The organism is Acutalibacter sp. (assembly GCF_056800975.1).
In genome coordinates, this window is record NZ_JBQISV010000029.1 from 1 (window position 1) to 24599 (window position 24599).

Here is a 24599-nt window from a genome sequence, read left to right on the forward strand (position 1 = left end):
GCTTCTCCTGCCAGCCAGCGGCATCCCGCGCGAAGAAAAACCCCCGGCGAGAGGCCAACTCCCTCCTGGCGGAGAGCAATTCGCGTATCGCTCGCTCCGACTCGCTGCGCTTCTCCTTCCACCTAGCGGCATCCCGCGCAAAGGAAATGCTTTGGAGATAGGGGAAGCTTTGGCTGCTTCCCGTCCGGCGTACAGTTATTTTACATTTACAGGAGGTGCTCCTAATTGAAAATCAAAAAGAAGAAACATCCTTTTGCCGCTCTTTTTATGGCAGCAGCCATTATTGCCGCTGTGCCTCTGGGCATCAACTCCACCCTTTCCGAGCTGCGGGAGGAGGCCTCTGACAGTTACTACTATGATCAGGGCGGCTACGCTATTTATGAAGGCCTGGAAAAGCGCCAGGCAGCGGCCAGCGACCTGGCTACTTTGGCCAAGCGCTATACAGACAAGGAGCCCTCTCTGGAAGCCCTGGCCGATGACCTAGAGTATCAGGTGCGCTGCGCGGAGATGGCTGTGTTCGATGGCGAGGAGACCGGCTTTGCCGACACAGTCCGTGCCAACCAGGCTCTGGATTCCTCCGCGCAGGCCCTGGCGGATGCCTTGGAGCAAGTGGACTTGGCGGAAAAGGACAAAAAATACCCTGCCCAGATTATAGCCAATATGCGCTCCGAGCAGGATAAAATCAACCGCAGCAGCTACAACGACCAGGCCCGCGCTTTCAACGCCAAGCTGGACGCATGGTATAAGCCCATTGCTTTCCAGAGGCCTTTGGCTTACTTTGACCAGGACGGCCCCCTCTCTGCGGAGCTTGCGGAAGCGGCGGACACAGGTGCCCCCAGCCCGCCCGACGCCCCCGACTATGAAGACCTGATGGAACAGGTGGAGGACTTTGCCGAGGACACCGCCGGCCGGGCCGGCGAGCTGGCCGGCGGAGCGGCCGAGTGGGCCACAGACTGGGCGGACGACCTCAGCGACAGCATTGTAGACCGGGTAGAACAGGCCCTGGGCAGCTGACCCGCCCGGCCCCCGGAGGAAACAGAGGAAAAGGAGAGTGCCCATGAAACGCTGTAAACCCAAAACCTGCCTCGCCGCCCTGCTGGCGGCGGTTTTGCTGCTCACATGGCCGGTCCCCGCAGCCTGGGCGGCTGTGCCAGACCGGCCCGAAAATCAATATGTGCTGGACGACGCCGGTGTGCTCTCAGCCTCCACCGAGCGGGAGATCGTCCGGGAGAACCAGCGGATGTTTGAGGAGTACGGCGCCGAGGTGGCGGTGGTAGCGGTAGACTTCTTTGGCGGCGAAGACCGGGAAGACTATGCCAACGACATTTTCAATCACTGGGGCATTGGCTCCCGGGAGCGGAACAACGGCCTTCTGCTGGTGCTGGGCATTGGCGAAGAAGACTACTATGCCACCGCGGGCTCAGGCATTGACGACTATTTTGACGGCGCCCGACTGGACGACCTGCTCTATGAGTACCTGGAGCCCGACTTTGCCGCCGGAGATTACGACGCGGGGGTCAAAAAGTTCTTCACCCAGGTAGTAAAAGAGCTGGAAAGCTACTACGCGAGCGTCCCCAACCCCAACCACCCGGACTATAGCGACGACGGCTACCGGGAGAATGAGACCCAGAGCTATTCCTATCATGCAGGCCGCGTAGTGGGCAAGATCATTTTCTTCCTGGTGCGCGCGGCCATTGTGGTGGCTGTCTTCCTGCTGGTGGTCAATCTGCTGCGCCGGAGCCGGGGCGGCGGAGGCGGCAGCGGTGGGGGAGGCGGCTTCTGGCCGGGCCTGTTCATGGGCAGCATGATGGGCCGGCGGCGCACCCACTGGCATCATCACAACCATTGGGGCCCGCCTCCTCCGCCCCCACCCCCGCCGGGCGGCTTCGGCGGCTTTGGACCAGGCCCCCGCCCGCCCCGCCCTCCCAGAAGCGGCGGCTTTGGCGGCTTCACCGGCGGCGGAAGACCCGGCGGCGGTATGGGCCGGGGCGGCTTTGGGGGAGGAGGCCGCTCAGGAGGCTTCCATAGCGGCGGCAGCTCCCACGGCGGCGGCGCGGGAAGAAGAAAATAACCCGAAATAAAGCCAAAAGCGAACCCAGCCAAACCGGCCGACGTTCGCTTTTTCCTTGCCGCAAAAGCCGCCCCCAGGCCCTCTCACACAGCGCAGGCGACGCCCTCAAGCCCCTGCGCCAACAAAAAGAGCCTTCCCTCCAAGCCCGACGCTCCACGGGCAGAGAGGGAAGGCTCCTGCGTTTATAGTAAACACACTTGAAAATCGGCATGTACCGATTTTTCAAACAAGCCCTATACACCTTAAAAAGACGCTTCACCGCCGGGCCCAGAAGTACAGCCCGTAAATAATCAGACACACAGAGATCAGCGCCGCCGAGGCGCCCGCCCCAACCGCCGCCGCCGTGTGCCGCAAGGGGCCGGCAATCATGCTCACAATAATGGCGGCAGCGTCCACCAGCAAAAGAAATTGATAGAGCCTGCGTTCCGCCTCTGTCATAAAAATGCCTCCTCGCTCAAAATCCGGCTGCTGGTCAGGGTATTGGCAAGAGCCGCCAGCTGCTCCAGGGTCAGCTGCTCCGCCCGGGCCGCCGCCCCGGCCCCAATGGCCTCCAAGGCCCCGGCCACCTGCTCCTTGGGCAGGTTCAGCCCTGCCGAAATCGCGTTGGCCGCAGTCTTCCGCCGCTGAGAGAACGCCGCCCGGGCCACCCGGAACAGCATAGCCTCGCTGTCCACTGCCACCGGCGGCTCCTCCCGCATCTGAAAGCGAATCACCGCCGACTCCACCCGTGGGGGCGGTAGAAAGCTCCCCCTGCTCACCCCAAACAGAATCTGGGGCTGGCTGTGGTAGTGCACGCTGACGCTCACCGCCCCGCAGGCCCGGCCCCCCGGGGGAGCGCACAGCCGCTGGGCCGCCTCCCGCTGCACCATCACTGTGACAGAGCTCAAAGGCAGGCCGCTCTCCAACAGAGACATGACCACCGGCGAGGTAATGTAATAGGGCAGGTTGGCGCACACGCAAATCCGCTTCCCCTCAAATTTCTCCCGCACCAGCCGGTGCAGGTCCAGCTTCATAATGTCCCCCTGCACCAGCTCCACATTGGGGCAGTCCCCCAGGGTCTCCCCCAGCACAGGCAGCAGCCGTTGGTCCAGCTCCACAGCCACCACCTTCCGGCTCACCCGGGCCAGCTCCCGGGTGAGCACCCCAATCCCCGGCCCGATTTCCAACACCCCCCCAGTCTCCGCCGCGCCGCTGGCCTCCGCCATGCGGGGACAGACTGTGGGGTTAATGAGAAAATTCTGCCCCAGCCCCTTGGACAGCCGCAGCCCGTGCCGCTCCAGAATCCCCCGCACCACCGCGGGGTTCGATAAGTCAATCATAAGCTCCCTCCTCTCCCAGGCGCGCCGCCTGATAAAGCACCCGCGCCCCGTCGTCATACACCCGTGGGAACAGCTGGTCCAGGGCCTCCCGGTCCACCGCGAAGGAGCTCTGCTCAAAGTCGCTGACCAGAATATAGTCTACCCCATACCGGGCAAAAAGCTCCAGGCTCCCCGCCGGGTTCTCATACATTTCCTTTGCCGCCTCCTGACTGGCCTGATAGGGCAGTCCGTGATAGAACAAATAGGAGGGGGACCCGCACACCACATTGCGGCCGCTGAGCGAGGCCACCTCATTGTTGTGGCGCTGGTCGGTGAGAACAACAGCCTCCGGCGCAAGCTCCTCCTCTATGTACTGGCACAGGCTCAAGGCCCCCTGGCCGAACAGCTCATAGCTGGCCACAGCCTCCCGGCCCATGGTCAGCGCCGCCGGCACAGCCAGGGCCCCCACTGCCGCCGCAGCCGCCCCGGCCCGGGCCCGGCGGTTCTTCACCAGCTCCAAAATATGACACAGCCCCTCAGCCCCGGCGCAGCAGAGGAACAAAAAGCCCACATACAGCAGCTTGTTGTTGTCATAGTCATTGGGCTGAAACTCCACAAACTCCGCCACAAACCAAATGGCCAACGCCGGGCAGTACCGGGCAAAGGCCTCCTTTTTGGCGGCCAGCAGGCCAAACACCGCCAGAGGAGCCGTAAGCCCCAGGTTTTTCAGGTAGAACCACAGATAATTGTCCTCCCCAATCACCCAGCCGAAATGCCCCCGCAGCATACTGCCCCCGCTCACCTGCTGAAAGGTCCAGGTCAACAGCTGGGGCAGGGCCAGCAGACAGGTCAGCCCCAGCAGCAGCCCCCAGTCCCCCAGCAGCCGAAGGCCCGCCTGCCTGTCCCGCACCAGGGCCCCTGCCCCCAAAGTGGCCAGCTGAACCACCCACAGGGCCACTGCCGCGCAGGCAAACACCAGCAGGCCAGGGCCGTCGGTGCGGCCCCGGGCCTGCAAAACTGCCTGAAGCGCCGGCATAATCACCAAACCGGCAACAACCAGCCCCTTGCCCAGCAGCGCGGCCTTGCCCGAGAGGCCGTTGGCCTCCCAGAGCCGGACGCTGAGCCAGGCCCCGCACACCAGGGCCAAGGCCAGAAAGGAGTGGGTGTGAATCATGGGCAGAGCCCCCGCCAGCACCCCAATCACCGGAAACAGCCTCCGCTCTCCCCCAAACACTGCCCGGGCCAGCAGATACAGCGCGGGCAGCAGCACCGCCCAGCCGAACAGAGTGGCCCGCTGGGGCAGCAGCATGTCCACCACCACATTCACCCAGCGAATGTTCTTCTCCGTCAAATTGGTGGGCGTTTGATAAAAGGCGGTGAAAATCCGGGAGAAGCCCCCCGGCCCGTCCCCCAGAATGTAGAAAAGCCCCAGCCCCCCGTTAAAGAAGAACAACGCCCAGGCAATGAGACTGCGCAGCCGCCGGCCCAGCAGCTCCCGCAAAAACAGCCAGCCCCCCAGCATCACCTGGGCTCCTGCCCAGAACATAGGCAGGCAATAGCTCAGCCGCAGGCTTCCCCCCAGCAAATACAGGCTGGCCGAAATGCTGTCAGACAAAAAGGGATAAGACAGCCGGGCCCCGGGCAGCAGGGAGTAGTTAGGCGGAAAAGCCCCCTGCCTGGCCAGGCTGGTGATAAAGCTCAGGTGCATGGCCATGTCCCCAAAGGTGGCCTGACTGCTGTAGACCCGGCCGTCCGCCCAGCGGAAGGAGTGGACCACCAGAAAGCAGAAGAACAGCCACAGGCCCAGCACAGCCAGCAGAGAGGGGTGGCCCAGCAGCCCCGAGGCTTCCTTCAGCCCCAGAAGAGCCCCCCCTCCCCGCCGCCGGGCCAGCCAGACCGCGCCCCCGGCCAGCACAGCGGCCAGGGCCAATGCCGCCAGATGAGCAGGCAGGGTAAAGCCCCACACAAAAGCCCCCAGGGCAGGCAGCCACTGAAGCATCACACTGCCCGCAACGCTGCCCAAAAGCAGCCGCACCCCCAGCCCCTCCCGAGAGAGCAGAGCCCCGGAGAGCGCCACGCCGCACAGCTGAAAGAAGCAGAGATAGCCAGCCGCGGCCAAACAGCCAGACAAAGAGCCGGTCATGATATCAGACCCCCTAAAAAATCAGAAGCAGAACCATTGTAACATTTTTTTTCAAAAAAGTAAAGTTGTCAATGGGAAAGGCCTGTGGTATAATGTATTTTGACAAACACAAGGAGAAGCCCTGAAGCGCGAAGCGCCGGACTTCTCCAAACAGATTTATAATATCATGTGTTTTCATGAAATCTGTCCTGACAAAACGTGCCCCAACAGCCGCAAAGCTTTTCCCGCAAAATAATCCAAGAAGACAGCAAAACCCGCAGCGGGGGACAGGCTTTCCCCCGCCTGACATACACATACAAGGAGGCCACACTATGGAAAACGCCCAGCCCCGCCGGGACAAAATCAACTACTACCTGGACCTGGCCGAGGTAGTCTCTCAGCGGTGCACCTGCTTGCGCCACCGCTATGGCGCCGTCATTGTCAAAGACGATGAGGTCATCTCCACCGGCTATGTGGGGGCCCCCCGGGGCCGGCAGAACTGTACCGACCTGGGCTACTGCCTGCGCGCCCAGCTGGGCATTCCCCGGGGAGAACGCTACGAGCTGTGCCGCTCCGTCCACGCCGAGGCCAACGCCATCATCTCCGCCTCCCGCCGGGACATGATTGGCGCGGACCTGTACCTGACCGGCGCCGAGGTTCCAGATGGCAGCTACATCAAAAACGCCGTGTGCTGCTCCATGTGCAAGCGGCTGGCCATCAACGCCGGCATCGCCCGGGTCATTGTCCGCGACGACAAGGACCACTACCGGGTCATCCCCGTCAGCAGCTGGGTAGAGGACGACGAATCTCTCCGGGGGGTGCTGGGCTATTGAGCCGTCTGACCCCCAAAAAGACCGGAGGCCGCTACCAGGCCCTGGACTCCCTCCGGGGCCTGCTGCTGGTCCAGATGATCGCCTATCACGCCCTCTATGACGTGGTGTACATTCTCGGCATCCCCATTCCCTGGTATACCGGCCCGGCGGGCTATGTCTGGCAGCAGAGCATCTGCTGGGGCTTTATTCTGCTGTCCGGGTTCTGCTTCCGCCTGTCCCGACACCCGGTGCGCCACGGGCTGACTGTGCTGGGGGCCGGGCTGCTGGTGACGCTTGCCACCTGGCTGGCCATGCCCAGCGAGTTCATCCTGTTCGGGGTGCTGTATCTGTTGGGGCTGGCGGCTCTGCTTCAGTGCGCCGTGTGGGCCCTGTGTAGCCGCTGGCAGCTGCCGCCCTTCTCCCCCTGGCTGGGCCTGGCGCTGAACCTGGCCGCCTTTTTCCTCACCCGCAATGTGCCCCGGGGCTGGCTGGGGTTCGAGAGCCTGCGCCTGTGCCCCCTGCCCCCCTGGCTGTATCAGTGGGACTGGCTGGCCGTGGCAGGCCTGCCGGGCCCGGGCTTTTCCTCCTCCGACTATTTCCCCCTCATCCCCTGGGTCTTCCTCTATCTCACAGGCTACTTCCTGTGGCGGCTGGCGGGCTCCCGCCGCCAGGCGATGGACCGGCTGAAGCCCGGCATACCGGGCCTGGCGTTTCTGGGCCGGCACAGCCTGCTCATCTACCTGCTGCACCAGCCCGCGCTCATGGCCGTGTTCTGGCTGGTGCGGCAGACAGCATAAAGAGAGCTGGACGCAGGCCCCTGCGCCTGCGGAATAAAGTCCCTCAAAAACTCAAAAAGCAAGCCCCGGCCATGTCCCAATGGACAGCCGCGGCTTGCTTTTTCTATTGTGCCTCCTTCTCCTGCCCGGCTCTGCGCTCCTGGGCGATAATACGCCGGACCGTCTTCTCCGTAAGAAAGAAGGCCTCGGCCAGCTGAGCCGCTGTCTCGCCCTGGCAAAACCGCTGAAGAATCTGCCGGTTGCGGGCAGCGGTCTCCTTTTTGCTGCAGGTCCGGGCCCCCCAGGCCAGCCGGTTCTCCTCCTTGCGGGGAATATAGAGGTAGGCCCCGTCAATATATCCCTGCAATTCCTCCAGCAGCTCCGGGGGCAGAAGATCCTGGGCGCGTGCATAGCGCATACTGCTCCTCCTGAAACAATGATTTCGGGATGAGCAAAGGCTATTGTGCATCCTTTTGGTTTCTGTGCAATAGCCCTTGCTATGCACGCTTCACAGATCGGGTCAAAACAGACCTCCCTCCTTTGCGCTTCCAGTGCTTTACCGTATATGCCATATGCAAATTATACCGCATCCCGCCCCCGCGCGCAAGGACCGGCTTGATTCTGCCACAAACCGGGGCAGGCGCGGGAACATTTCTGCCCCATGTGCGGGGTTGCGGGGGAGGGGGCGGGCAGGTTATACTATAGCCACAGCTCTGCCGTTATGCCAAAACCCAGCAGAGAGAAGGAATCCATACGCGCTGCGAACTATGTGGAAAGACCACGGTGTTCGGCAAAAAGGTTGCCCGCGACCGCATGTATGTCAACGGCCGCACACCGAAAAAAATCAAGCCCAACCTGCACCGCATGAACGTAGAGACCCCCCAGGGCCTCCGGCGGCTGACCGTCTGCACCCGCTGCATGCGCACCCTGCGCAAGCAGTCCCGGTGACAGACAGGCCCAATAAAACGCCGGCAAAAAGCCCACAAGAAAAAGGACCAGGCCGCCCTGGTCCTTTTTTGCGTCCCAAAGACCCGCCGGCCTCTCCGGTCCACAGTCCCCTTCCCGCCAGACAGCGGCCCTCTGGGCCAGGGACTATATCTCAGTAAACTCCATCAAAAAGCCGTGGGGCAGCAGCTTTGCCAGCAGCCGGTAGACCTTGTAGAAGAACCCGCTGGTATACACCAGCTTGCCCCGCTTTGCCGCCCGCAGCGAGGCCTCGGCCACCTCCTTGGGGGTCACCCGGGGCAGCTTGTCAATCAGCCGCGACTTGCCCTCCGGCACATTGGCCACCTGCCAGAAATCCGTGTCCATGGGCCCGGGGCACACAGCCAGCACCTTAATGCCCCTGGGCCGCAGCTCGTCGTGCAGGGCTTTGGAGAGGGACAGCACAAAGCTCTTGGTGGCCGCATACACCGACATGCGGGGGGTGGGGGCAAAGGCCGCAATCGAGGCAATGTTCAGCACCAGGCTGTCGTCCAGCATATAGGGCAGGCAAAGCCGGGTCACGCCGGTCAAAGCCGTGCAGTTCAGGCCCACCATGTCTGTCTGCGAGCGGCGGTTGGAGGAGAAAAAGTCTTCGCACTTGCCAAAGCCCGCGTTGTTGACCAGCACCTTGATCTCCGGGTTGTTCTCCTTCAGCAGCTGCTCAAACAGGTCCAGGCTCTCCTCCCTGCACAGGTCCAAAGAGACGGCCGCAATGGTCTTGTCCGGGTGGGCCTCGGCAATCTCCTTCAAAAGCTCCTTGCGCCTTGCCACCAGCCAAAAGGCGTCTACTGTGGGGAACTGGGAGATAATGGCGTTGATGTATTCCTTGCCCAGCCCGCTGGAGGCGCCGGTAATTACAGCAGTAACCAAAGCATCCAACCTCCTTTCATGCTTTTATTGTACGCCATTCTTTTTGATACGTCAAGAGCGAATACAGGGCAGGCCCGAAAAAAATCCCCGCCGCCCTGCCCGGCTTTATGCACGAAAGGGGAGCTGCGGGTACGAAAAAGCAGGCCCTGAAAGCCCCCGTTTCCCCCGAATCCCCCTCCTGTTTTCAGACCGGTAAAACAGCTTCTCCTCGCAGCAGCTTGTGCAAGCTGTTGTTTACGCGACAGGCGCGCCCCTTGACATCATCCCCGGTTATGATATAATGTATAAAAAGCCCGCCCTGCCCCGCAGGGCAACACAGAAAGAAGGACAAACCCTTGAAAAAACTCATTTCCCTCACCGCCCTTCTGCTGGCCGCCTTTCTGCTGGCCGCCTGCGCCATGCCCGCCCTGGCCCAGTCCTGGAGCGGGGAGGACTTTACCCTGGAGGTCCCCCAGGGGATGCTCCAGCTGGGCCCCGAGCTGGCCGAGGACGACCCTGCCTGGGCTCTGGCCGGGGTGGGCGACGCGGCCGCCAAGCTGCAGGACTACGCGGATATGGGCGTGCTGGCCAATTTTATCTCAGAGGACGGAAAGACCAATATCACCGTCATGCAGCGGCAGAGCGACTACAGCCAGCGGGTCTACGACCTGGCCCTTCTCACCCCCGAGGAGCTGGAGCAGGTGCTGACAGACCTGGCGGAGTCCAACAACGAGGACCTGACCGTGACCAAGGACTGGTTCCCGGTGGGAGACCGGCCCTTTTACCGGGTGCGGCTGGACATGGCCGGCGAGGAGCCCATGCACGAGATGCTGTACGGCACCATTGTCAACGGCTACGCGGTCAATATTGACATTTACGGCGGCGACCAGGAGATCACTCCCCAGCAAGAGCAGCTGATGGAGGAGCTGGTCAGCTCCATCCGCTTCACCCGGGTCACAGAAAAGCCCCAGGCCGACCCGGCCAGCCTCACCGGCAGCCTGGTGCTGCTGGGCCTGCTGCTGCTGGCAGTGGGCGTTCCCCTCATCTACCTGCCCGTCAAGTCCCGGCGGGACAAAAAGCAGAAGGCCAAGCTGGCCGAGCAGCTGTCCGCCTACCACAGAGACCACGACCCCAACGAGGTCCAGGGCGAGGCCCTGTTCCAAAACGACACCGACTGCACCAAAGAGGCGATCCACCACTTCAGCTTCTACCAGGCCTATGTCAAAAATATAGGGGAGCTGAGCTTTGGCGCCGCCATGTGCCTCATCATGCTGTGCACCGCCTTCCTGGCCCACACCGAGTGGTGGATGAAGCTGCTTGCCGCCGGCGTAACCGTGTACTATGCCTATAAAATCATTGCCATGCCCGCCGCGGTAGAAAAAATCCAGCGCAAGGTCTATGGCCGCGGCCAGTCCCAAACCGCCCACTACACCTTCTACCCCGAGGCCTTCCGGGTGTCCGGCGTCCAGTCCGCCAGCATCATCCCCTATTTCCAAATCACCACCGTGCGCCGCCGGGGCCAATATGTCTACCTCTACTATGGCCCCGACAACGCCTACATGGTAGACCAATACGGCTTCACCCAAGGCGAGTTTGAGGACTTCACCCGGTTTATCACGGAGAAGACCCGGAAACAATAACCCAGTTAAAACAACGCCTGTTTAAAAACAGAGAAGCCAGCGCACCCCCTGCCCGGTCTGCCCAGACCGGCGGAGCAAAAACAATAAGGGAGGAACAGAATATATGGAGAACAAAGGCCCCATCGGCGTCATCGGCGCCATGACAGTGGAGGTCAAGGGCCTGATCGCCCAAATGGAAAACGACCGCACCCAGGAGACCGCCGGGCTGGTGTTCCACCGCGGCCTGCTGGGCGGCGTGGACTGTGTGGTGGCAAAATGCGGCGCGGGCAAGGTGAACTCCGCCGTATGCGCCCAGGTGATGATCACCCAATACGCCCCCCGGCTTGTTATCAACGTGGGGGTGGCCGGCGGCATGGACGTTGGCATTGGCGACCTGGTGGTGGCCAGCCAGTGCGTGCAGCACGACTTTGACACCACCCCCCTGGGCGAGCCCCAAAGCCAGCTCACCATCTGCCGGGGCGAGGGGGAGGAGAGCTTTGTCATGCTGAACAGCGACCAGGCCGCCTCCGCCCTGCTGCTGGAAGAGGCCCGCCAGATTTATGGCGGGGCCCATCTGGGGGTCATTGCCACCGGCGACAGCTTTGTGGCCGACCCGGCCAAGGGCCGGCAGCTCCGCCGGCAGTTCGGGGCCAAGGCCGTAGAGATGGAGGGGGCCAGCATTGCCCAGGCTTGCTATATGAACAGCGTGCCCTTTGCCATCCTCCGGGCCGTCAGCGACAACGCCAACGACGATTCCCCCGCCGACTTTCCCGCCTTTGTCCAGGCCTGCGCAGAGAAATCCGCCCGGCTGCTGGCCAAGGCCCTGCCCCGGCTGTAACCGGTCCGGTGCGGGAGCTGGAACAGAGGGCCTGCTCCTATCTGGGCAGAGACCCGATCTTACACATGGACATGCTGGAGGCCCTGCGCCGGGGGGACGGCTCAGTGGCCGCTGTGCGGGAGGACGGAGCCCTGGTGTATGTGGCAAAAAGCGGGGCATATCTGCTGGCGGCGGAGGATGTCCAGGCCGGCGAGGCCCTCTGCGGGGGCATTGTCCGGCCCTTACAGGCGGCAGTGCACCACGAGGCCACCGCCCGGCTGGTAATGGATATGCTGGGCTTTTCCGGCATGATGCAGTGCTGGGCCGGGGCCTGGCTGAACCCCCAGCCCCCAGAGGCGGAGGGGGCCTTTACCCTGCTGGACCCCAGCCAGGGGCCGGTGATTCAGCAGGCCTTCCCCCAGGCCTTTGAGGAGGGGGAGCTGGAGGAGCGGCTCCGGGCCGGAGCCCTTCAGGGCCTGTGGGAGGGCCAGCGGCTGCTGGGCCTGGCAGGCCTGTACCCCGAGGGCGGCCTGGGGTATCTCACGGTGCTGCCAGAGCTTGCGGGCCAGGGCTTAGAGCAGCAGCTGGCCGCCTGGGCAACCGCCTGGTGCCTTGAGCGCTGCTTCGCCCCCTTTGTCCACGTCCCGGTAGACGACCCGGAGTCCCAAGCCATGTACCAAGCCCTGGGCTATTCCTTCAGTGAACGGCCAGTCTGCTGGCTCAGTTGACAAGCCTACCCAATATTGGTATACTAAACCACTGGGGAGTTCCTTTTTCTGCGTGATGAGGAACGCCCCAGTTTTTTGTCCGTCATAAAAGATGGAAGAAAGGAAGGAGTAAGCAATGAAAAGATGGATCTGTGCCCTGCTCAGCTGCTGCCTGCTGTTTTCGCTGACAGCCTGCGGCAGCGAGAGCGGGAGCAAGCCGGAGGGAGCCAGCAGCGCTGGCAGCGAAAGCGCTGTTTCCAGCAGTCAGGCCTCCAGCCAGGAGCAGGAGCAGACGCCGAGCGAGGAGGAGCAGCAGCCAGAGGCCCAGGAGCTGACCCTGGACCAGGGAGAGGTGCGGCTGGCCTATGCCCATGACAATGTGCTGGCAGTGGTGTTCCACGGCCCATACCGAGACATTGGCATGAGCTTTTGCGACAAGGAGGGCAATCAGCTGGACGAGCTGTTTTCCGGCTACGGAGACTTGAACCCTGGCTGGACCATGGCCATTTCCTATGAAATGAGCGACGCCTATTCCGTCGACCAGCTGGCGCTGCGGGTGTCAGACTACGAAGCCCCCCGCAACCAGGACGGCACCTACGCCAACAAGCTGTTCACCGACTGGGGAGAGCCCATGACCGATGAGGAGCTGGCGGAGATTGGCTTTGACTTTCTGGACGGCCGCTGCTGCGTGGTCAGCCTGGGCCGGGGCACCTATGGCGAGGACAATTTCGGCCTGACCTTTGGCATCAGCTGGTTCTGCGACAACTACAACCGGGAGACCGGCCAGATCGACATCCCCGACTTTCCCAGCAAGTTCGCCTTCTTCACCGGAGACGGCACTCCTCTCGAAGAGGCTTATACAGGCTACACCCTGCAAACCGAGCTGGCCTCTGGAACCTTCTGGGTCCAGCTGTACATAGACGGCGGCGAGGGAGACGAAGAAAAGCACCAGGAGCTGGCCGACCAGCTGATTGCAGGCAAGCCCTACATGGTCTACACCAACGACGACGGCACCACCCAGACCTTCCCCCTGCGGTAGCCGCCCCATTCAACCAACAAAAGCCCCATGCCTCTGCAAAAGCAGCAGCATGGGGCTTTTCCCGTTCATCCCTTTGGCCGGCTGCGCCGCCCGCCGCAGCCGACTAAAAACCGCGCACTTCTCCCGCCCCACGCCCCTCTCATAGATAAATTTTTGTACCAAAAAGGGGGAGAGGATACGAAAGCATAAGCCCTGACACCCCTCCATTTCACCTGAATATACACTATTTTAACACTAGCAAAGTAGGATGTCGCTTTATAAGCTGGGCGCGCCTCCACCCATCCCCCCTTGACAAACCGAACAATCGATAGTACAATATAAAAACAATCAACTGTTCGCAAGGAGGTCCTGTGGATACCAAAGAAAAAATCATCTGGGAGGCCCTGAATTTATTCTCCCGCCAGGGCTATGCCGCTGTCTCTGTCCGGGACATTGCCCGGGCCGTAGGCGTGCAGGAGAGCTCCCTCTACAGCCATTTCAAAAGCAAACGGGAGATTTTTGACGCCATTGTGGATATTTGCTGGGCCAAAGCGGAAGACTACTACCGCAGCCGGTCCCTGCCCTTTGCCCCCGGCGAAGAGCCCCAGGCCTTTCTCCTCACCGGCGCCAGCCTGACAGAGCGGGTGCTGGAGGTGTTCGCCTGGTTCTATGAAGACCCCTACTGCGGCCGCTTCCGGCAGCTGCTCGCCCTAAGCCAGTATGAGGACCCCCGGTCGGCGGAGCTGTACCGGCGGCTGTTCTGCCAATACCCCATGCAGGTGCAGGCGGAGGTCTTCGCCGGGCTGATGGAGGCAGGCGCCATGCCCCGCCAGGACCCGGAGGCCCTGGCCCTGGCGTTTTACGGCGGGGTCTTTCTCATTATGGCCCAGCACCAGGACTGGCAGCAGGCCAAGCCCCTGCTGGCCGCCCATATCCAGTGGTTTTACACAGCCCACGCTGCCCCGTCAACCAACCAAAGGGAGGAAAATCCATGAAAACCCTGATCATCTACAGCTCAAAAACCGGCTTTACCGAGAAATACGCCCGCTGGCTTCAAGAGGACCTGGCCTGCGACTGCGTGGAATTTGCCCAGCGCAACACCGTAGACCTGACCGCCTACCAGGCCGTGGCCTTTGGCGGCGGCTGCTATGTGGGCAGAATCCGGCGGCTGGGCTGGTTCAAAAAACAAATGCCCCGGTTAAGGGGCAAGCGGGCCGCCGTATTCTTCACCGGGGCCATGCCCCCGGACGCTTCGGACGTGCGGCGGCTGGAACGGGAGAATTTTCAGCCCGAGGAGCTGAAATTCCTCCGCCCCTTCTATCTACAGGGCGGGCTGAACTACGCCGCCATGAGCCCCCTGGACAAGCTGCTCATGGCAGTGTTCCGCAAAATGCTGAAAGCCCACGCCGACACCTCCAAAGAGAAGGTGATGCTGCAAAATATACAGCAGTCCTTTGACAAAACCAGCCGGGAGAGCCTGGCCCCCCTGGAAGCCTACCTGAAAGGGGAGGCTCAGTAATAGCGCACCACAGCCACCACCCGGCCCAGCACATAAACCTGGTCAGAGTAGATGGGCTCAAAGTCCGGGTTCTCCGGCTGCAAGCGAATGCAGTCCGCCTCCCGATACAAACGCTTCACCGTGGCCTCGTCCTCAATCATAGCCACCACAATCTCCCCGTCGTCGGCCGTGGGGGTCTTCTCGGCAATCACATAGTCCCCGTCCAGAATCCCCGCGTCCCGCATACTCAGCCCCATCACATGCAGGGCAAACAGCTCCCGGTCGTCCCGGTGGGGAAAGGGGATATACCCCTCAATGTCCTCTACCGCCAGAATAGGCATCCCGGCAGTCACCCGGCCCAGAATGGGTACCTGGGCTGTGGGCATGGCCCCCTCAATCCGAATGCTGCGGTTCAGCCCCGCCCCCCGGCTGATATAGCCCATGCGCTCCAGGGTCTTCAGGTGGGCATGTACCGTGGAGGTGGAGCGCAGCCCGGTGGCAGCGCAAATCTCCCGCACCGTGGGGGGAATGCCAGAGGGAGCGGCCTCCTTGATGTAGTCTAAAACTTTTTGCTGGCTGGCAGTCAAGCCCTGCATGAAAAGCCTCCTTCCAGGCAAGTCTTTTATCATGAACCCGCGGCTGGCGGGTATTCTTCCTCTGTCACCACACATTATAGCATAGACTCCGGCAAATTGCAAAACAGATGTTTGAAAAATGAAAAAATATTTTTAAAACATTTCCCGACAAAAACCCAAACCGCGCCCCTCAGCCCCTCTCCCCACACAAACCCACCCCGCGAAAACAGGAGTCCAGCGGCCCCCACCTCTCTGGCAGGTTCCCAGAGCAGAAGCCTTCGAGCCCACACAGCCAACTTCCCCCTGAAAGCCCCGGAAAATTCTTCACAGGAAAGCCGGAATTTGTTTCCCATTTATTCACAGCGGCGTAACAACTGCCGGGCCCAACCGGAGTATAATATACCCGTACTCAGAAATGGACCAACCTTTTCTTGAGATACATGTTCTACCCTCCTCAATAATACCCCTCAAGTACAAAGGAGAGAGCCGGTTCGCCGGCTCTTTTCTTTTTGTGTTTTTTCAAACAAGCCCTAAATGGCGGCTGCATAATGCCAAGGCTTTCCGGCCAGAATACCAGTGCATGAAAAAAGTATACAGCCAGCCCGCAGCCCTGCGGACCGGCCTGAAAGGAAGGTAACTATGAACATGAACGGAAAGCGCTTTTCAGAGGGCAAGGCCCGGCGCAACGGGTTTTATCTGGCCCTGGCGGTGTGCCTGGTAGCGGTAGGCGTAGCGGCCTGGAGCACCTTCGACGCGGTGCAGGGCTATATGGAGGCCGTAGGGGAGACCAGCCAAACCGCCAGCCGTGTCAGCGACGACCCGGAGGCTCCCCGCAGCCCAACGCCCAGCGCCCGGCCCCAGGCCGGCGGAGCAGCCTCGCAGGTCCGGCCCAGGGCCACAGCCACACCGGCTCCTGCGGCCACTCCCAAGCCCGCGGCCCCCACGCCGGCCCCCAGCGCCGCGCCCCAGGCCGTGGCAGAGGAGCCCCAGGAGGAGGTCCAGGAGGAGCCCCAGGTGCCTGCCAACGCGCCTCTTTATGAAATCAGCGGCGAGCTGATTTACCCGGTCAGCTCCAAAGAGGTTGCCAAGGCCTACAGCTCCGGCGCGCCCATGTACTCCGCCACCATGCGCGACTGGCGGGTGCACACCGGTACCGACCTGGCGGCGGAGAGCGGCGAGCAGGTGCTGGCCTGCGGCAACGGCATGGTAAAAGAGGCCTACACCGACAGTATGCTGGGCAATGTGCTGGTAATTGAGCACGGCGACTATCAATTCTATTACTGTGGACTGGGCGAGAACTTCCTGGTAGAGCCCGGCGACGTGGTGACCATCGGCCAGGCCATCGGCACAGTGACAGCGGTGCCCGAGGAGTCCGCTGACAAGCCCCACCTCCACCTGGAGGTCCGCCGCGACTCCGCCTACCTGGACCCCCACACCATCATCGAAAACGACCCAGCGTGACGCTGGACCCAGCTAGCGGGGCGCTGAGTTGGCGGAGCCAACTCAAAGGCACAGCCAGTGCTGGCGGCAGCGGGCCGGGAGGTTTGTGGTCGCAGTTTGTGGCAACAGCTAACCAAGAGGCCTGCACTCACGGTTTATAGCGACATCCTGCCCGTAAACCTCCTACCGATATTTACAAGCTTCCCCCAAACCGCCGCCTCTAACCATCCCAACCCAAAACCGGAAAAAGGCCGGCAGGGTGATCAGCCCTGCCGGCCCTTGTCCGGTTTTTTCCGCGCTTACTTGTCGAAAGAGGGATTGAAGGCGTAGAAGTTCCTGGAGTCCAGCCGGTCGGTGAGAATACGCAGCCCCTCGCCAAAATGAGCCATTTAAGCAAAAGCCCGGAGCCCAGCATTTGCAGGGGCTCCGGGATTTTTTTCGTGCAGAGCCCGGCAGCCGGTCAAGGCGCATCCCCTCCCGTCCAATCCCAAATTCAGCCGACACAAGCCCAGAATATCCCCATCCGCGAAAGATACCGCAGCCTCACGCATACTATCATAACAAGGGGCGTCCCCCTGCATTCCAGCCCCAGGCCTTGGCCGGGCAGTCCGGGAGGTATGGCCATGACGAATCTGAAGCAGGACTACACAGACAGAAAGGGTGTAAGGCACCCTGTCCAGCATCTTACTGTCCCGGACCAGGAGGCCCCTGACCGGGAGCAGCTGCTCCGGGAGCTGACCGCCGCCCTCACCGCCCCCGGCAAAGAGGCGGCGTCATAGCCCCGTCCCCTTGACACAAAACGGCATCTGCCAGAAGAGAGGTGCGCCCATGGCAATCGTACTCTATGCCCGCAAATCGGTAGAGCGTGAGAACAGCATCAGCTGCGAGACCCAGCTGGAATACTGCCGCTCCATGCTCCGCCCCAGCGAGAGGGACGAGAAGGTGATCCCCATTGTGGATAACGGCTTCTCCGGGGGCAGCGTCCGCCGGCAGGGCTTTCAGCGGATGATGAAGCTGATCCGGCAGGGCCGGGCCCGCAAGGTGGTGGTCTACAAGCTGGACAGAATCAGCCGCTCCCTGTCCGACTTTGTGGGCATTCTACAGGAGTTCAAGGAGTACGGCGTAGAATTCGTATCCTCCCAGGAGTCCTTTGACACCTCCTCACCCTATGGAGAAATGCTGGTAAAGCTGCTGATGGTGTTTGCCGAGTTCGAGCGCGCGTCCATCATCAGCCGGGTGGCCCAGGCCTACGCCCACCGCAGCGAAATGGGGCTCTACATGGGGGGCCGCCGGCCCTATGGCTTTGAGCTGGTCCCAGCGGTCATCCACAATGTCAAAACCAGAGCCCTGAGCCCCATCCCCTCCGAGGCGGAGCGGGTCAAAACCATCTTCCGGCTCTACGCCCAAGAGGGCGTCTCCCTGCGCCAGCTGCTGAAAATCCTGGCGGCGGAGGACAAAGAGCCCTCCCAGGGCAGCGGCTGGACCACCGCCAAGCTGTCCGCGCTGCTCAAAAACCCCATCTATGTCAAGGCCGACTCGGATGTATACGACTACTACCATAACCGGGGCACGCCCATTGCGGCGGACCTTTCCCGGTTTACCGGAGAGTACGGCGCGCGCCTCTACGGCCGCACCAGGCATGACCCGGCCAGTCCGGACTGGTCGGATATGAAGCTGGTGCTCCTGTCCCACCCAGGTCTGGTAGAGGCGGACGTCTGGCTGAAATGCCAGCAAAAGCTGGAAAGAAACAAGCAGCTGGGAAACAGCCTCAGCAACCGCACCAGCTGGCTGGCCGGCAAGGTGTACTGCGCCGGCTGCGGCCACGCCATGACCACAATCAAGGGCAAGCCCAACAAGGCAGGCCAGGTCCGGCGGTACTTTCACTGCACCGGAAAAACCCACAAGCGCACCTGCGCCGGGCCGGGCATGACCATCTACGCCGAAGACCTGGAGAGCATGGTCCATGACTGCATCGCTCAAAAGCTGTCCGGCCTGAGGGCTGTAAGCCGCCCCCCCGGCAGAGCAGAGGCCTCTGAGACCAACAGCCTGAAGCTGCGCGTCAGGGCCATAGAGAAAGCGGAGCAGCAGCTGGTAGACGCCATCCTGTCCGGCGGTCTGAACCAGGACCTGCTGGCCCTTGCCAACCAGAGAGCAGCCCGGCTCAGACAGGATAAGCAGATATGGAGCCAACGGCTGAGCCGTCTGCAAAGCCCGCCCCCCGGGGCGGAGGAAGCCGTGGACCTGGCAAAGGCCTGGCGCGCTGCGGGCTATTGCCGCAAGAAGGCCGCGGCCGGGCTCCTGATCCATAAAATCCTCATGGACAGCAGCGGCGGGGTCAAAATATGGTGGAATTTATAAGAGGAACGCCAGGGCGTCCCCCGGCGTTCCTCTTTCTGATGATGGATTCTGCAAAAGGCCCGCGCCCCGCAAAACGCGGCGGCCCCAATGCCGGAAAGTACACGATCACTTCATATGCTTTTTCAGCTTAAAGGCCACAGCCTGCACGTCAATGGGCTTTGCCAGGTGGTCGTTCATCCCGCATTCCAAGCACTTCTGAATGTCCTCCGAAAACGCGTCGGCAGTCATGGCAATAATGGGAAGATCCGCATCCTCCCGTTCCAGCCCCCGAATGACCCCGGTGGCCTCGTGGCCGTCCATCACAGGCATCCGCACATCCATCAGAATCGCGTCATAATACCCCACCGGCGACTGCTCAAATTTCGCCACGCAGAGTTCTCCGTTCTCCGCCCAATCCAGCTCCATCTCCAGCACCGAGAGCATCTCTCTCGCCACTTCCCAGTTCAGCTCATTGTCCTCCGCCAGCAGAATGCGCTTCCCCCGCAGGGTCAGGTCCGCGGCCTGCTCCGTGCCGCCCGCCTCCTCCACGCCGGCGCCGGCAAAGGCGTTCAGCCCGTCAAACAGGGTAGACCGGAACAGCGGCTTGGAGAGAAAGCCCGCAATGCCCGCCTCTCTGGCCTGGCTGGCCACGCTGCTCCAATCGCAGGCCACCAGCAGCGCCGCCGGGCCGCTCTCTCCCCAGCGGGACCGTATCCCCCTGACAGCCTCGATCCCGCTCATGTCCGGCAAAGTCCTGCCCACCAACACCAGCTGGCAGCGCCCCGGGGCGGTCCGCTCCATGGCCTGTTCTCCGCTGGCGCACCATTGGGCGCGAAGCCCCGCCTCCTCCAGCATCCGCACCGTGTTGACACACAGCCGCTGGTCCCTGTCAACCACCAGAACATTCCAGTCCGGAAGCTCTGCCTCCGGCTTTTGCACCGCCGCCTTTTCCAGGTCCAGCGCCACATGGAACTCGCTGCCCCGGCCCTGCTCGCTGCGCACGGAAATGCGGCCCTCCATAGCGTCTACAATATACTTGGTAATGGTCATTCCCAGCCCCGAGCCCTCTGTCTTCTGCACCCGGGTGTTGTCCTCTCTGCTGAAGGACTCAAATATCACCTTCTGGTATTCCTTGGACATGCCAATGCCCGTGTCCTTTACCAGGAAATGGGTGCGCACCCGGTCCGGCTCCTCCGCAATGGCCTCCTGATACACCGTCACCTGAATCGAACCCTTCTCCGGGGTAAATTTCACCGCGTTCCCCAGCAGGTTGATCAGCACCTGGTTCAGCCGCACGCTGTCGCAATACACGTCCTCCGCCAGAATATCATAGGCGGCTGCGTCAAACCGCTGCTTTTTCGCCTCCACCTGGGGCAGAATAATGTTGACAATGCAGTCCATGGCCTCCCGCAACGACATGGGCTCCACATTCAGGGTCATTTTGCCGCTTTCAATCTTGGAAATATCCAGCACATCATTGATCAGCCCCAGCAGATGCTGGCTGGACAAAGCGATCTTCCGCAGATAGTCCTGCACCTGCTCCGGCCGGTTCTCCTTGTCCATGGCCAAGCAGGTCATCCCGATAATGGCGTTCATGGGGGTGCGAATGTCATGGCTCATGCTGGAAAGAAAGTCCTGCTTTGCCGCGTTGGCCTGCTCGGCCTCCTTCCGGGCCCGTTCCGCGTCCCGGCGGGCGCAGTCCATTTCCGCGTTCATATGCTTCAGCTCAGACATTTGACGCCGGAACGCCCGCAGATACTGAAAGAATATGTACAGCAGCATGGCAATCACCACAAACGAGGCGGCATACACAATGGTCAGCCAGTGGCTGCTCATCCCCGCAATGGCATAGTCCAGCCGCTCAAAGGGGAGAATCGTCACCAGATACCAGTCGCAGTAGGGCAGGCTGGTGCAGTAGAGATGGCGGCGGGATTCGCCGGTTTTCAGAATAGCGGAAAAATCCTCGCCCGCGTCCATGGCAGCGGCCAGCTGTTCGGCGCAGGACGCCGCTTCCTCCTCCTGGCCGTCAAAAACCCAGTGCAGCCGGTCAAAATAATTCTTGTGTCCGTCCCCCTCGTTGCCCACAACATAGCTGCCGTCCTTGCGAATCACAAAGGAATAGCTCAGCGAGCTGTCCGAGTCCAGAAACAGCACCTCGCCCATATAATCCGTAGAGAGCCCCACCACCATGGCAAGGCTGCTTTCCCCGTCCGACATGGGGTATTCGCAGGGCACGCCGAACAGAATCACTCCCTCCCCGGTGCTGTCCGCCGCAGAGGCTGCCCTGCGCTCTCCGCTGCGCAGGCTCTCCAAAAAGGGCTCGGGGTGGTTCAAAGACACGGAATCGCCGTAAATCATTTCAATTTCCCCCTCAGACGAATAGAGGGCGGCGCACAGAAAATGCCTGGCCTTTGCCCCATAGGCAATCTCCTCCTTCGAGCCATAGCCAGAGCCGTCTCCTGCCGCAATATGGGCAATGGACTCGGCCATGGTCAGGCGGAGCTCAATAATGGTCTCAAAGTGCAAAGACACCTGCTCGTTCATCCCAGACATGTAGTCCAGGCCGATGTCCTCCACCGCCTTTTCGCTCATATTGTGTATGGATATGCCAAGAAAGGAAAACACGAAGACCGTCAAACCTACCACTGCCGCTATGCTCACTTTCAAAGACCGCGGCAAAGCCCTATTTTTCATACTTCTTTCCCTCTCCATAGATTTTAGTCATTTAAGCGGCGAAGTCATGGGGCGCGCCAGCCGGCTCATGGCCTCAAACATTCTGCGAATGTCCACCGGCTTTGCCAGATGCTCGTTCATCCCCGCGTCCTTTGCCAGGGCAATGTCCTCCTCAAAGGCATTGGCCGACATGGCGATGATGGGCACCGTTCCCGCGTCCGCCCGGTCCAGGCCGCGAATCACCCGCGCCGCCTCATAGCCGCTCATCACCGGCATCATCAGGTCCATCAGCACGCAGTCAAAGGCTCCCGGCTCAGAGGCCCCAAAGATGTCCGCCGCGGCCTTTCCGTCGTGGGCGGTCACAACCTCCGCCCCCGCGTCCCGAAGAATGTATTCCGCAATCTCGCAGTTAATCTCATTGTCCTCCACCAGCAGGACCCGCATCCCGGCAATATTGTCCGGCATGCGCCATTCCTCCTCCGCCGGCCCGCCGTTCCAGGCCTGGTCAACCCGAATGGGCAGGGTAATCTCAATCACGCTCCCCTTGCCGACCCGGCTGTCTATTTCCACGCTGCCCTTCATCTGGTCCACCAGCCTCTTTACAATGGACATCCCCACGCCAATCCCGTTATAGTTGGTTCTGGCGTCCTGATGCTCCTGGGTAAAGGGCTCAAAAATATGCTCCTTAAAGTCCTCTCCAATGCCAATCCCCGTGTCCTCAATCACAAAGCGGCAGCTGGCCGTCCCCTCACAAAAGCCCGTCTCCTCCGCCCGCACAAACACAGAGCCCCGGGGCCGGTTGTACCTCACGGCGTTGTCCATCACATTCATCAAAATCTGCTTCAGGTGCAGGGGGTTGCCAATGGCCCTTGTGTGCCGCAGGCCGGCGGCGTCCAGCTCCAGCCGCACGCTCCGCTCCTCCGCCAGAGGAGACAGAATGGCAGCGCAGTCGTTCAGGGCGCCCAAAAGGTCAAAGGGCTCCTCCACAGCCGCGGGCCTGCCGCTCTCCAGCTTACTCACCTGCAGCACATCGTTCACCAGCGACAGCAGATGCTCTGTAGACACCCGAATCTTCTCCCGGCACTCCCTCTGCCGCTGGGGGTCGTCCTGGCTCTTTTCCAAAATGGCCAGCATGCCCAAAATCCCGTTGATAGGCGTGCGCAGGTCGTGGGACATGTGGGAGAGAAATTCGCTTTTGGCCGAGTTTGCCTGCCGCACCCGCTCCAAAAGCTCCATAATAGACTGCTCCTGCTTTTTTCTGGTCACCATGGTCTCCGTAATGTCCTGGTGATAGCCGTTCAGACAGGCCCCGGGCTTTTTAAAGGTTTTGTCCGGCACACCGCCGCAGCGGACATAGATTTTCCCCAGGCTGGGGTGGTCCCAGGGGTAAATCACCTCCGAGCGTCCGGTCTTCAGCATTTCCACCACCGACTCCTGCACCATCTCCACATAGTCCGGCCCAATCCGGGCAAACCAGTGCCGGTAGCAGTCCTCGGGCCCCATCTCGTCCGGCGCCCCCAGCAGAATCCGCATGGTCCGGTCCGCGTACATTCTCGGCGGACAGCCCTCCTCCAGCTCAATCGTCCATATCCCGGTCCTGGCCCCTTCCAGAATGTCCTCCATGCTCCGCCGGGCTTCCAGCTTATATTTCTCCTCCTGCTCCACCAGGGCGTTCACGTCCCGCTGGGCAAAAATCGCGCAGTTCTCCGTCTCCGTCTTCTCCGTGGCGGAAAAATGAAGCTCCAAATGCTTCAGCCCAGAGACAGAGTCCTTCACCTGATACCGAACCGAGAACTTCTTCCTGGCCCTCAGCCGGGCAAGCACATGCTCCTTCTTTGTCACGGCCCGCAGCCGCTCCTGGTCCCGGGACGCCACATACTGAGAGATATACCGCTCCATGGCCGCCTCATAGCCCTCCCGAAAATAGGCTGCCCAGTCCACTCCCACCTGTCCGCTGCTGCGGTAAACCTCGCACTGGCCCGTGTCAAAGCTCACCTCATAGATGTCCAGATAGTCCACGCTCAAGGCGTGCAGCACATTATAGCTCCGCTTCTGCAGCTCCCGCACCAGGTTCCGCCGCTTCAAAGAGGACACGATAAAATACGCGGCGGTCTGCAGCATGTTCGTGGCATATTCCAAAGACCGGGCAGGGGGATTATCCACCCCATAAAACCCGATGATTCTTTTGCCGTTATACAGGGGCACCACCACCAGCGAATGAATGCCCTGCCGTTCCAAATTCTCATACTGAAGCGGGTCCGTCTCCCGAATATCCTCCAAGCTCTCAATGACAATATGCTTGCCCACGCCAAATTTCCGATACCAGCTTGCGCACACCTCCGGGGGCACGTTCTGCAGGCTCTCCTTTTCCGGCTCCACCCCTTCGGCCACCCACTCATAGGTGTTGTCGTCGCAGCCCGCCTCGTTCTGCTCAAAGATATAGGTCCGGTCCCCCTTCAGGGCCTTTCCCAGGTGCTCTAGCAGCACCTCCAGCGACTGGTCCGGCGTCTCCTCCAGCAGGGCGACCCGCAGCCCCTCGTTGATGACAGCCTCCAGGTTCTGCACGCTCTGAATGCCGCTGCGCCCCTCAAGGCCCCCGCCGCCTTCTTCCGCCCGCCCCAAAAGCTTCCCCGAATAATCCATACACCAGACCTCCATTTAACTGTTTCCCGACCCTCGCCGCCGCGTCAGGCTGGCATTGCTTCGTTCCCGCGGCTCTATTTCAAAAAAGAAAAATCCATGTTATAATACCATGCGTCCCCCATTTCTGTCAATAAATCCAGGCAGAAAACTCTGCCCAGGCTCTTCCAAAAAAATAACTTCCCTTGCCCGGCAATTGCAATTTATGCTATACTTAGACGGTGTCCACATAAGCTTAGGGCTTGTTTGAAAAATCGGAAACGCCGTCTTTTTACCCAGAAGGGGCCCCTTTCTGCGTCAAAAATCCTCGCCAATCGGAAGATTGCCTTGCGTTTTTTTCCTTGAAATGAACCCCTTCTGGGT

Annotated in this window: 22 protein-coding genes and 1 pseudogene; 14 read left to right on the forward strand and 9 right to left on the reverse strand. The window is 61.2% G+C overall.

What is annotated here, in order from left to right; all coding sequences use genetic code 11:
* The first annotated feature begins 225 nt into the window (after nucleotides 1-225).
* Together ACTO5E_RS04915 and ACTO5E_RS04920 are read left to right on the forward strand one after the other, a co-directional pair.
* Nucleotides 226-1014, forward strand: coding sequence for a hypothetical protein (locus tag ACTO5E_RS04915; protein WP_482302085.1), 789 nt, complete (start codon nucleotides 226-228; stop codon nucleotides 1012-1014).
* Between the two features lie 43 nt (nucleotides 1015-1057).
* Nucleotides 1058-2071 (forward strand): TPM domain-containing protein, encoded by a 1014-nt coding sequence (locus tag ACTO5E_RS04920; RefSeq protein ID WP_482302086.1) that lies wholly within the window; start codon nucleotides 1058-1060, stop codon nucleotides 2069-2071.
* Between the two features lie 255 nt (nucleotides 2072-2326).
* On the opposite strand, the gene ACTO5E_RS04925 is transcribed toward ACTO5E_RS04920, so the two are convergent.
* The 3 genes from ACTO5E_RS04925 to ACTO5E_RS04935 are packed head-to-tail and all read right to left on the reverse strand — an operon-like array spanning nucleotide 2327 to nucleotide 5512.
* Nucleotides 2327-2509 carry a hypothetical protein gene (locus ACTO5E_RS04925; RefSeq protein ID WP_482302088.1) on the reverse strand — a complete coding sequence of 61 codons (183 nt, stop codon included), beginning with the start codon at nucleotides 2507-2509 and terminating at the stop codon, nucleotides 2327-2329.
* The gene (gene rsmA, locus ACTO5E_RS04930) at nucleotides 2506-3390 is read right to left on the reverse strand and encodes a 16S rRNA (adenine(1518)-N(6)/adenine(1519)-N(6))-dimethyltransferase RsmA (RefSeq protein WP_482302089.1); all 885 of its coding nucleotides are present in this window, start codon (nucleotides 3388-3390) and stop codon (nucleotides 2506-2508) included. Before rsmA ends, ACTO5E_RS04925 begins: the two co-directional genes overlap by 4 nt.
* Nucleotides 3383-5512 (reverse strand): hypothetical protein, encoded by a 2130-nt coding sequence (locus ACTO5E_RS04935; protein WP_482302091.1) that lies wholly within the window; start codon nucleotides 5510-5512, stop codon nucleotides 3383-3385. The genes rsmA and ACTO5E_RS04935 overlap by 8 nt, the downstream gene beginning before the upstream one ends.
* Nucleotides 5513-5823: 311 nt before the next feature.
* Here ACTO5E_RS04935 and ACTO5E_RS04940 point away from each other — a divergent pair, with 311 nt between their 5' ends.
* A complete protein-coding gene (locus ACTO5E_RS04940) occupies nucleotides 5824-6324 on the forward strand; it encodes a deoxycytidylate deaminase (protein ID WP_482302093.1) in 501 nt (166 codons plus the stop codon).
* The gene (locus ACTO5E_RS04945; RefSeq protein ID WP_482302095.1) at nucleotides 6321-7100 is read left to right on the forward strand and encodes a heparan-alpha-glucosaminide N-acetyltransferase domain-containing protein; all 780 of its coding nucleotides are present in this window, start codon (nucleotides 6321-6323) and stop codon (nucleotides 7098-7100) included. The genes ACTO5E_RS04940 and ACTO5E_RS04945 overlap by 4 nt, the downstream gene beginning before the upstream one ends.
* A gap of 103 nt (nucleotides 7101-7203) precedes the next feature.
* Here the strand turns inward: ACTO5E_RS04945 and ACTO5E_RS04950 are convergent, their stop codons facing one another.
* The gene (locus ACTO5E_RS04950) at nucleotides 7204-7497 is read right to left on the reverse strand and encodes a CD3324 family protein (protein WP_482302096.1); all 294 of its coding nucleotides are present in this window, start codon (nucleotides 7495-7497) and stop codon (nucleotides 7204-7206) included.
* A 329-nt stretch (nucleotides 7498-7826) separates the two neighbouring features.
* Between ACTO5E_RS04950 and ACTO5E_RS04955 the strand changes: the two genes are divergently transcribed.
* The gene (locus ACTO5E_RS04955) at nucleotides 7827-8027 is read left to right on the forward strand and encodes a large ribosomal subunit protein bL28 (protein ID WP_482302120.1); all 201 of its coding nucleotides are present in this window, start codon (nucleotides 7827-7829) and stop codon (nucleotides 8025-8027) included.
* 144 nt (nucleotides 8028-8171) lie between these two features.
* On the opposite strand, the gene ACTO5E_RS04960 is transcribed toward ACTO5E_RS04955, so the two are convergent.
* Nucleotides 8172-8933, reverse strand: coding sequence for an SDR family NAD(P)-dependent oxidoreductase (locus tag ACTO5E_RS04960; protein ID WP_482302098.1), 762 nt, complete (start codon nucleotides 8931-8933; stop codon nucleotides 8172-8174).
* Between the two features lie 335 nt (nucleotides 8934-9268).
* On the opposite strand from ACTO5E_RS04960, the gene ACTO5E_RS04965 reads away from it, so the two are divergent.
* The 6 genes from ACTO5E_RS04965 (at nucleotide 9269) to ACTO5E_RS04990 (ending at nucleotide 14592) form a co-directional block, all read left to right on the forward strand.
* Nucleotides 9269-10552, forward strand: coding sequence for a YcxB family protein (locus ACTO5E_RS04965; RefSeq protein WP_482302101.1), 1284 nt, complete (start codon nucleotides 9269-9271; stop codon nucleotides 10550-10552).
* 103 nt (nucleotides 10553-10655) lie between these two features.
* The gene (locus tag ACTO5E_RS04970; protein WP_482302102.1) at nucleotides 10656-11369 is read left to right on the forward strand and encodes a 5'-methylthioadenosine/adenosylhomocysteine nucleosidase; all 714 of its coding nucleotides are present in this window, start codon (nucleotides 10656-10658) and stop codon (nucleotides 11367-11369) included.
* Nucleotides 11370-11434: 65 nt separating this feature from the next.
* Nucleotides 11435-12076, forward strand: a complete 642-nt coding sequence (locus tag ACTO5E_RS04975; protein WP_482302104.1) for a GNAT family N-acetyltransferase — start codon at nucleotides 11435-11437, stop codon at nucleotides 12074-12076.
* Nucleotides 12077-12191: 115 nt separating this feature from the next.
* The gene (locus ACTO5E_RS04980) at nucleotides 12192-13094 is read left to right on the forward strand and encodes a hypothetical protein (RefSeq protein ID WP_482302105.1); all 903 of its coding nucleotides are present in this window, start codon (nucleotides 12192-12194) and stop codon (nucleotides 13092-13094) included.
* A gap of 350 nt (nucleotides 13095-13444) precedes the next feature.
* The gene (locus ACTO5E_RS04985) at nucleotides 13445-14068 is read left to right on the forward strand and encodes a TetR/AcrR family transcriptional regulator (RefSeq protein ID WP_482302107.1); all 624 of its coding nucleotides are present in this window, start codon (nucleotides 13445-13447) and stop codon (nucleotides 14066-14068) included.
* On the forward strand, nucleotides 14065-14592 hold the full coding sequence (locus ACTO5E_RS04990) for a flavodoxin domain-containing protein (RefSeq protein ID WP_482302109.1): 528 nt from the start codon (nucleotides 14065-14067) through the stop codon (nucleotides 14590-14592). The genes ACTO5E_RS04985 and ACTO5E_RS04990 overlap by 4 nt, the downstream gene beginning before the upstream one ends.
* On the opposite strand, the gene lexA is transcribed toward ACTO5E_RS04990, so the two are convergent.
* Nucleotides 14586-15167 carry a transcriptional repressor LexA gene (gene lexA, locus ACTO5E_RS04995; RefSeq protein WP_482302110.1) on the reverse strand — a complete coding sequence of 194 codons (582 nt, stop codon included), beginning with the start codon at nucleotides 15165-15167 and terminating at the stop codon, nucleotides 14586-14588. The genes ACTO5E_RS04990 and lexA overlap by 7 nt on opposite strands.
* Before the next feature lie 618 nt (nucleotides 15168-15785).
* Between lexA and ACTO5E_RS05000 the strand changes: the two genes are divergently transcribed.
* A complete protein-coding gene (locus tag ACTO5E_RS05000; RefSeq protein ID WP_482302111.1) occupies nucleotides 15786-16607 on the forward strand; it encodes a peptidoglycan DD-metalloendopeptidase family protein in 822 nt (273 codons plus the stop codon).
* A gap of 278 nt (nucleotides 16608-16885) precedes the next feature.
* On the opposite strand, the pseudogene ACTO5E_RS05005 reads toward ACTO5E_RS05000, so the two are convergent.
* Nucleotides 16886-16966, reverse strand: a pseudogene (locus ACTO5E_RS05005) (manganese catalase family protein); the annotation flags it as partial.
* A 243-nt stretch (nucleotides 16967-17209) separates the two neighbouring features.
* Between ACTO5E_RS05005 and ACTO5E_RS05010 the strand changes: the two are divergent.
* Both ACTO5E_RS05010 and ACTO5E_RS05015 read left to right on the forward strand, forming a co-directional pair.
* On the forward strand, nucleotides 17210-17365 hold the full coding sequence (locus tag ACTO5E_RS05010; protein ID WP_482302112.1) for a hypothetical protein: 156 nt from the start codon (nucleotides 17210-17212) through the stop codon (nucleotides 17363-17365).
* Between the two features lie 49 nt (nucleotides 17366-17414).
* Nucleotides 17415-18944 (forward strand): recombinase family protein, encoded by a 1530-nt coding sequence (locus ACTO5E_RS05015; RefSeq protein ID WP_482302114.1) that lies wholly within the window; start codon nucleotides 17415-17417, stop codon nucleotides 18942-18944.
* Between the two features lie 105 nt (nucleotides 18945-19049).
* Here the strand turns inward: ACTO5E_RS05015 and ACTO5E_RS05020 are convergent, their stop codons facing one another.
* Together ACTO5E_RS05020 and ACTO5E_RS05025 are read right to left on the reverse strand one after the other, a co-directional pair.
* Entirely contained in the window at nucleotides 19050-21515 is a 2466-nt protein-coding gene (locus ACTO5E_RS05020; RefSeq protein ID WP_482302116.1) for a response regulator, read from the reverse strand.
* A gap of 129 nt (nucleotides 21516-21644) precedes the next feature.
* Nucleotides 21645-24239 carry an ATP-binding protein gene (locus ACTO5E_RS05025; protein WP_482302118.1) on the reverse strand — a complete coding sequence of 865 codons (2595 nt, stop codon included), beginning with the start codon at nucleotides 24237-24239 and terminating at the stop codon, nucleotides 21645-21647.
* Nucleotides 24240-24599: the final 360 nt, after the last annotated feature.

What these genes read in the sequence shown, in the direction of transcription:
- lexA (WP_482302110.1), bottom strand. Translation starts at nt 15,167, where the DNA reads ATGCAGGGCTTGACTGCCAGCCAGCAAAAAGTTTTAGACTACATCAAG.
- ACTO5E_RS04990 (WP_482302109.1), top strand. Translation starts at nt 14,065, where the DNA reads ATGAAAACCCTGATCATCTACAGCTCAAAAACCGGCTTTACCGAGAAA.
- ACTO5E_RS04970 (WP_482302102.1), top strand. Translation starts at nt 10,656, where the DNA reads ATGGAGAACAAAGGCCCCATCGGCGTCATCGGCGCCATGACAGTGGAG.
- ACTO5E_RS05025 (WP_482302118.1), bottom strand. Translation starts at nt 24,239, where the DNA reads ATGGATTATTCGGGGAAGCTTTTGGGGCGGGCGGAAGAAGGCGGCGGG.
- ACTO5E_RS05015 (WP_482302114.1), top strand. Translation starts at nt 17,415, where the DNA reads ATGGCAATCGTACTCTATGCCCGCAAATCGGTAGAGCGTGAGAACAGC.
- ACTO5E_RS04980 (WP_482302105.1), top strand. Translation starts at nt 12,192, where the DNA reads ATGAAAAGATGGATCTGTGCCCTGCTCAGCTGCTGCCTGCTGTTTTCG.
- ACTO5E_RS04975 (WP_482302104.1), top strand. Translation starts at nt 11,435, where the DNA reads ATGGACATGCTGGAGGCCCTGCGCCGGGGGGACGGCTCAGTGGCCGCT.
- rsmA (WP_482302089.1), bottom strand. Translation starts at nt 3,390, where the DNA reads ATGATTGACTTATCGAACCCCGCGGTGGTGCGGGGGATTCTGGAGCGG.
- ACTO5E_RS05000 (WP_482302111.1), top strand. Translation starts at nt 15,786, where the DNA reads ATGAACATGAACGGAAAGCGCTTTTCAGAGGGCAAGGCCCGGCGCAAC.
- ACTO5E_RS04935 (WP_482302091.1), bottom strand. Translation starts at nt 5,512, where the DNA reads ATGACCGGCTCTTTGTCTGGCTGTTTGGCCGCGGCTGGCTATCTCTGC.
- ACTO5E_RS04920 (WP_482302086.1), top strand. Translation starts at nt 1,058, where the DNA reads ATGAAACGCTGTAAACCCAAAACCTGCCTCGCCGCCCTGCTGGCGGCG.
- ACTO5E_RS05010 (WP_482302112.1), top strand. Translation starts at nt 17,210, where the DNA reads ATGACGAATCTGAAGCAGGACTACACAGACAGAAAGGGTGTAAGGCAC.
- ACTO5E_RS04950 (WP_482302096.1), bottom strand. Translation starts at nt 7,497, where the DNA reads ATGCGCTATGCACGCGCCCAGGATCTTCTGCCCCCGGAGCTGCTGGAG.
- ACTO5E_RS04925 (WP_482302088.1), bottom strand. Translation starts at nt 2,509, where the DNA reads ATGACAGAGGCGGAACGCAGGCTCTATCAATTTCTTTTGCTGGTGGAC.
- ACTO5E_RS05020 (WP_482302116.1), bottom strand. Translation starts at nt 21,515, where the DNA reads ATGAGCGAAAAGGCGGTGGAGGACATCGGCCTGGACTACATGTCTGGG.
- ACTO5E_RS04940 (WP_482302093.1), top strand. Translation starts at nt 5,824, where the DNA reads ATGGAAAACGCCCAGCCCCGCCGGGACAAAATCAACTACTACCTGGAC.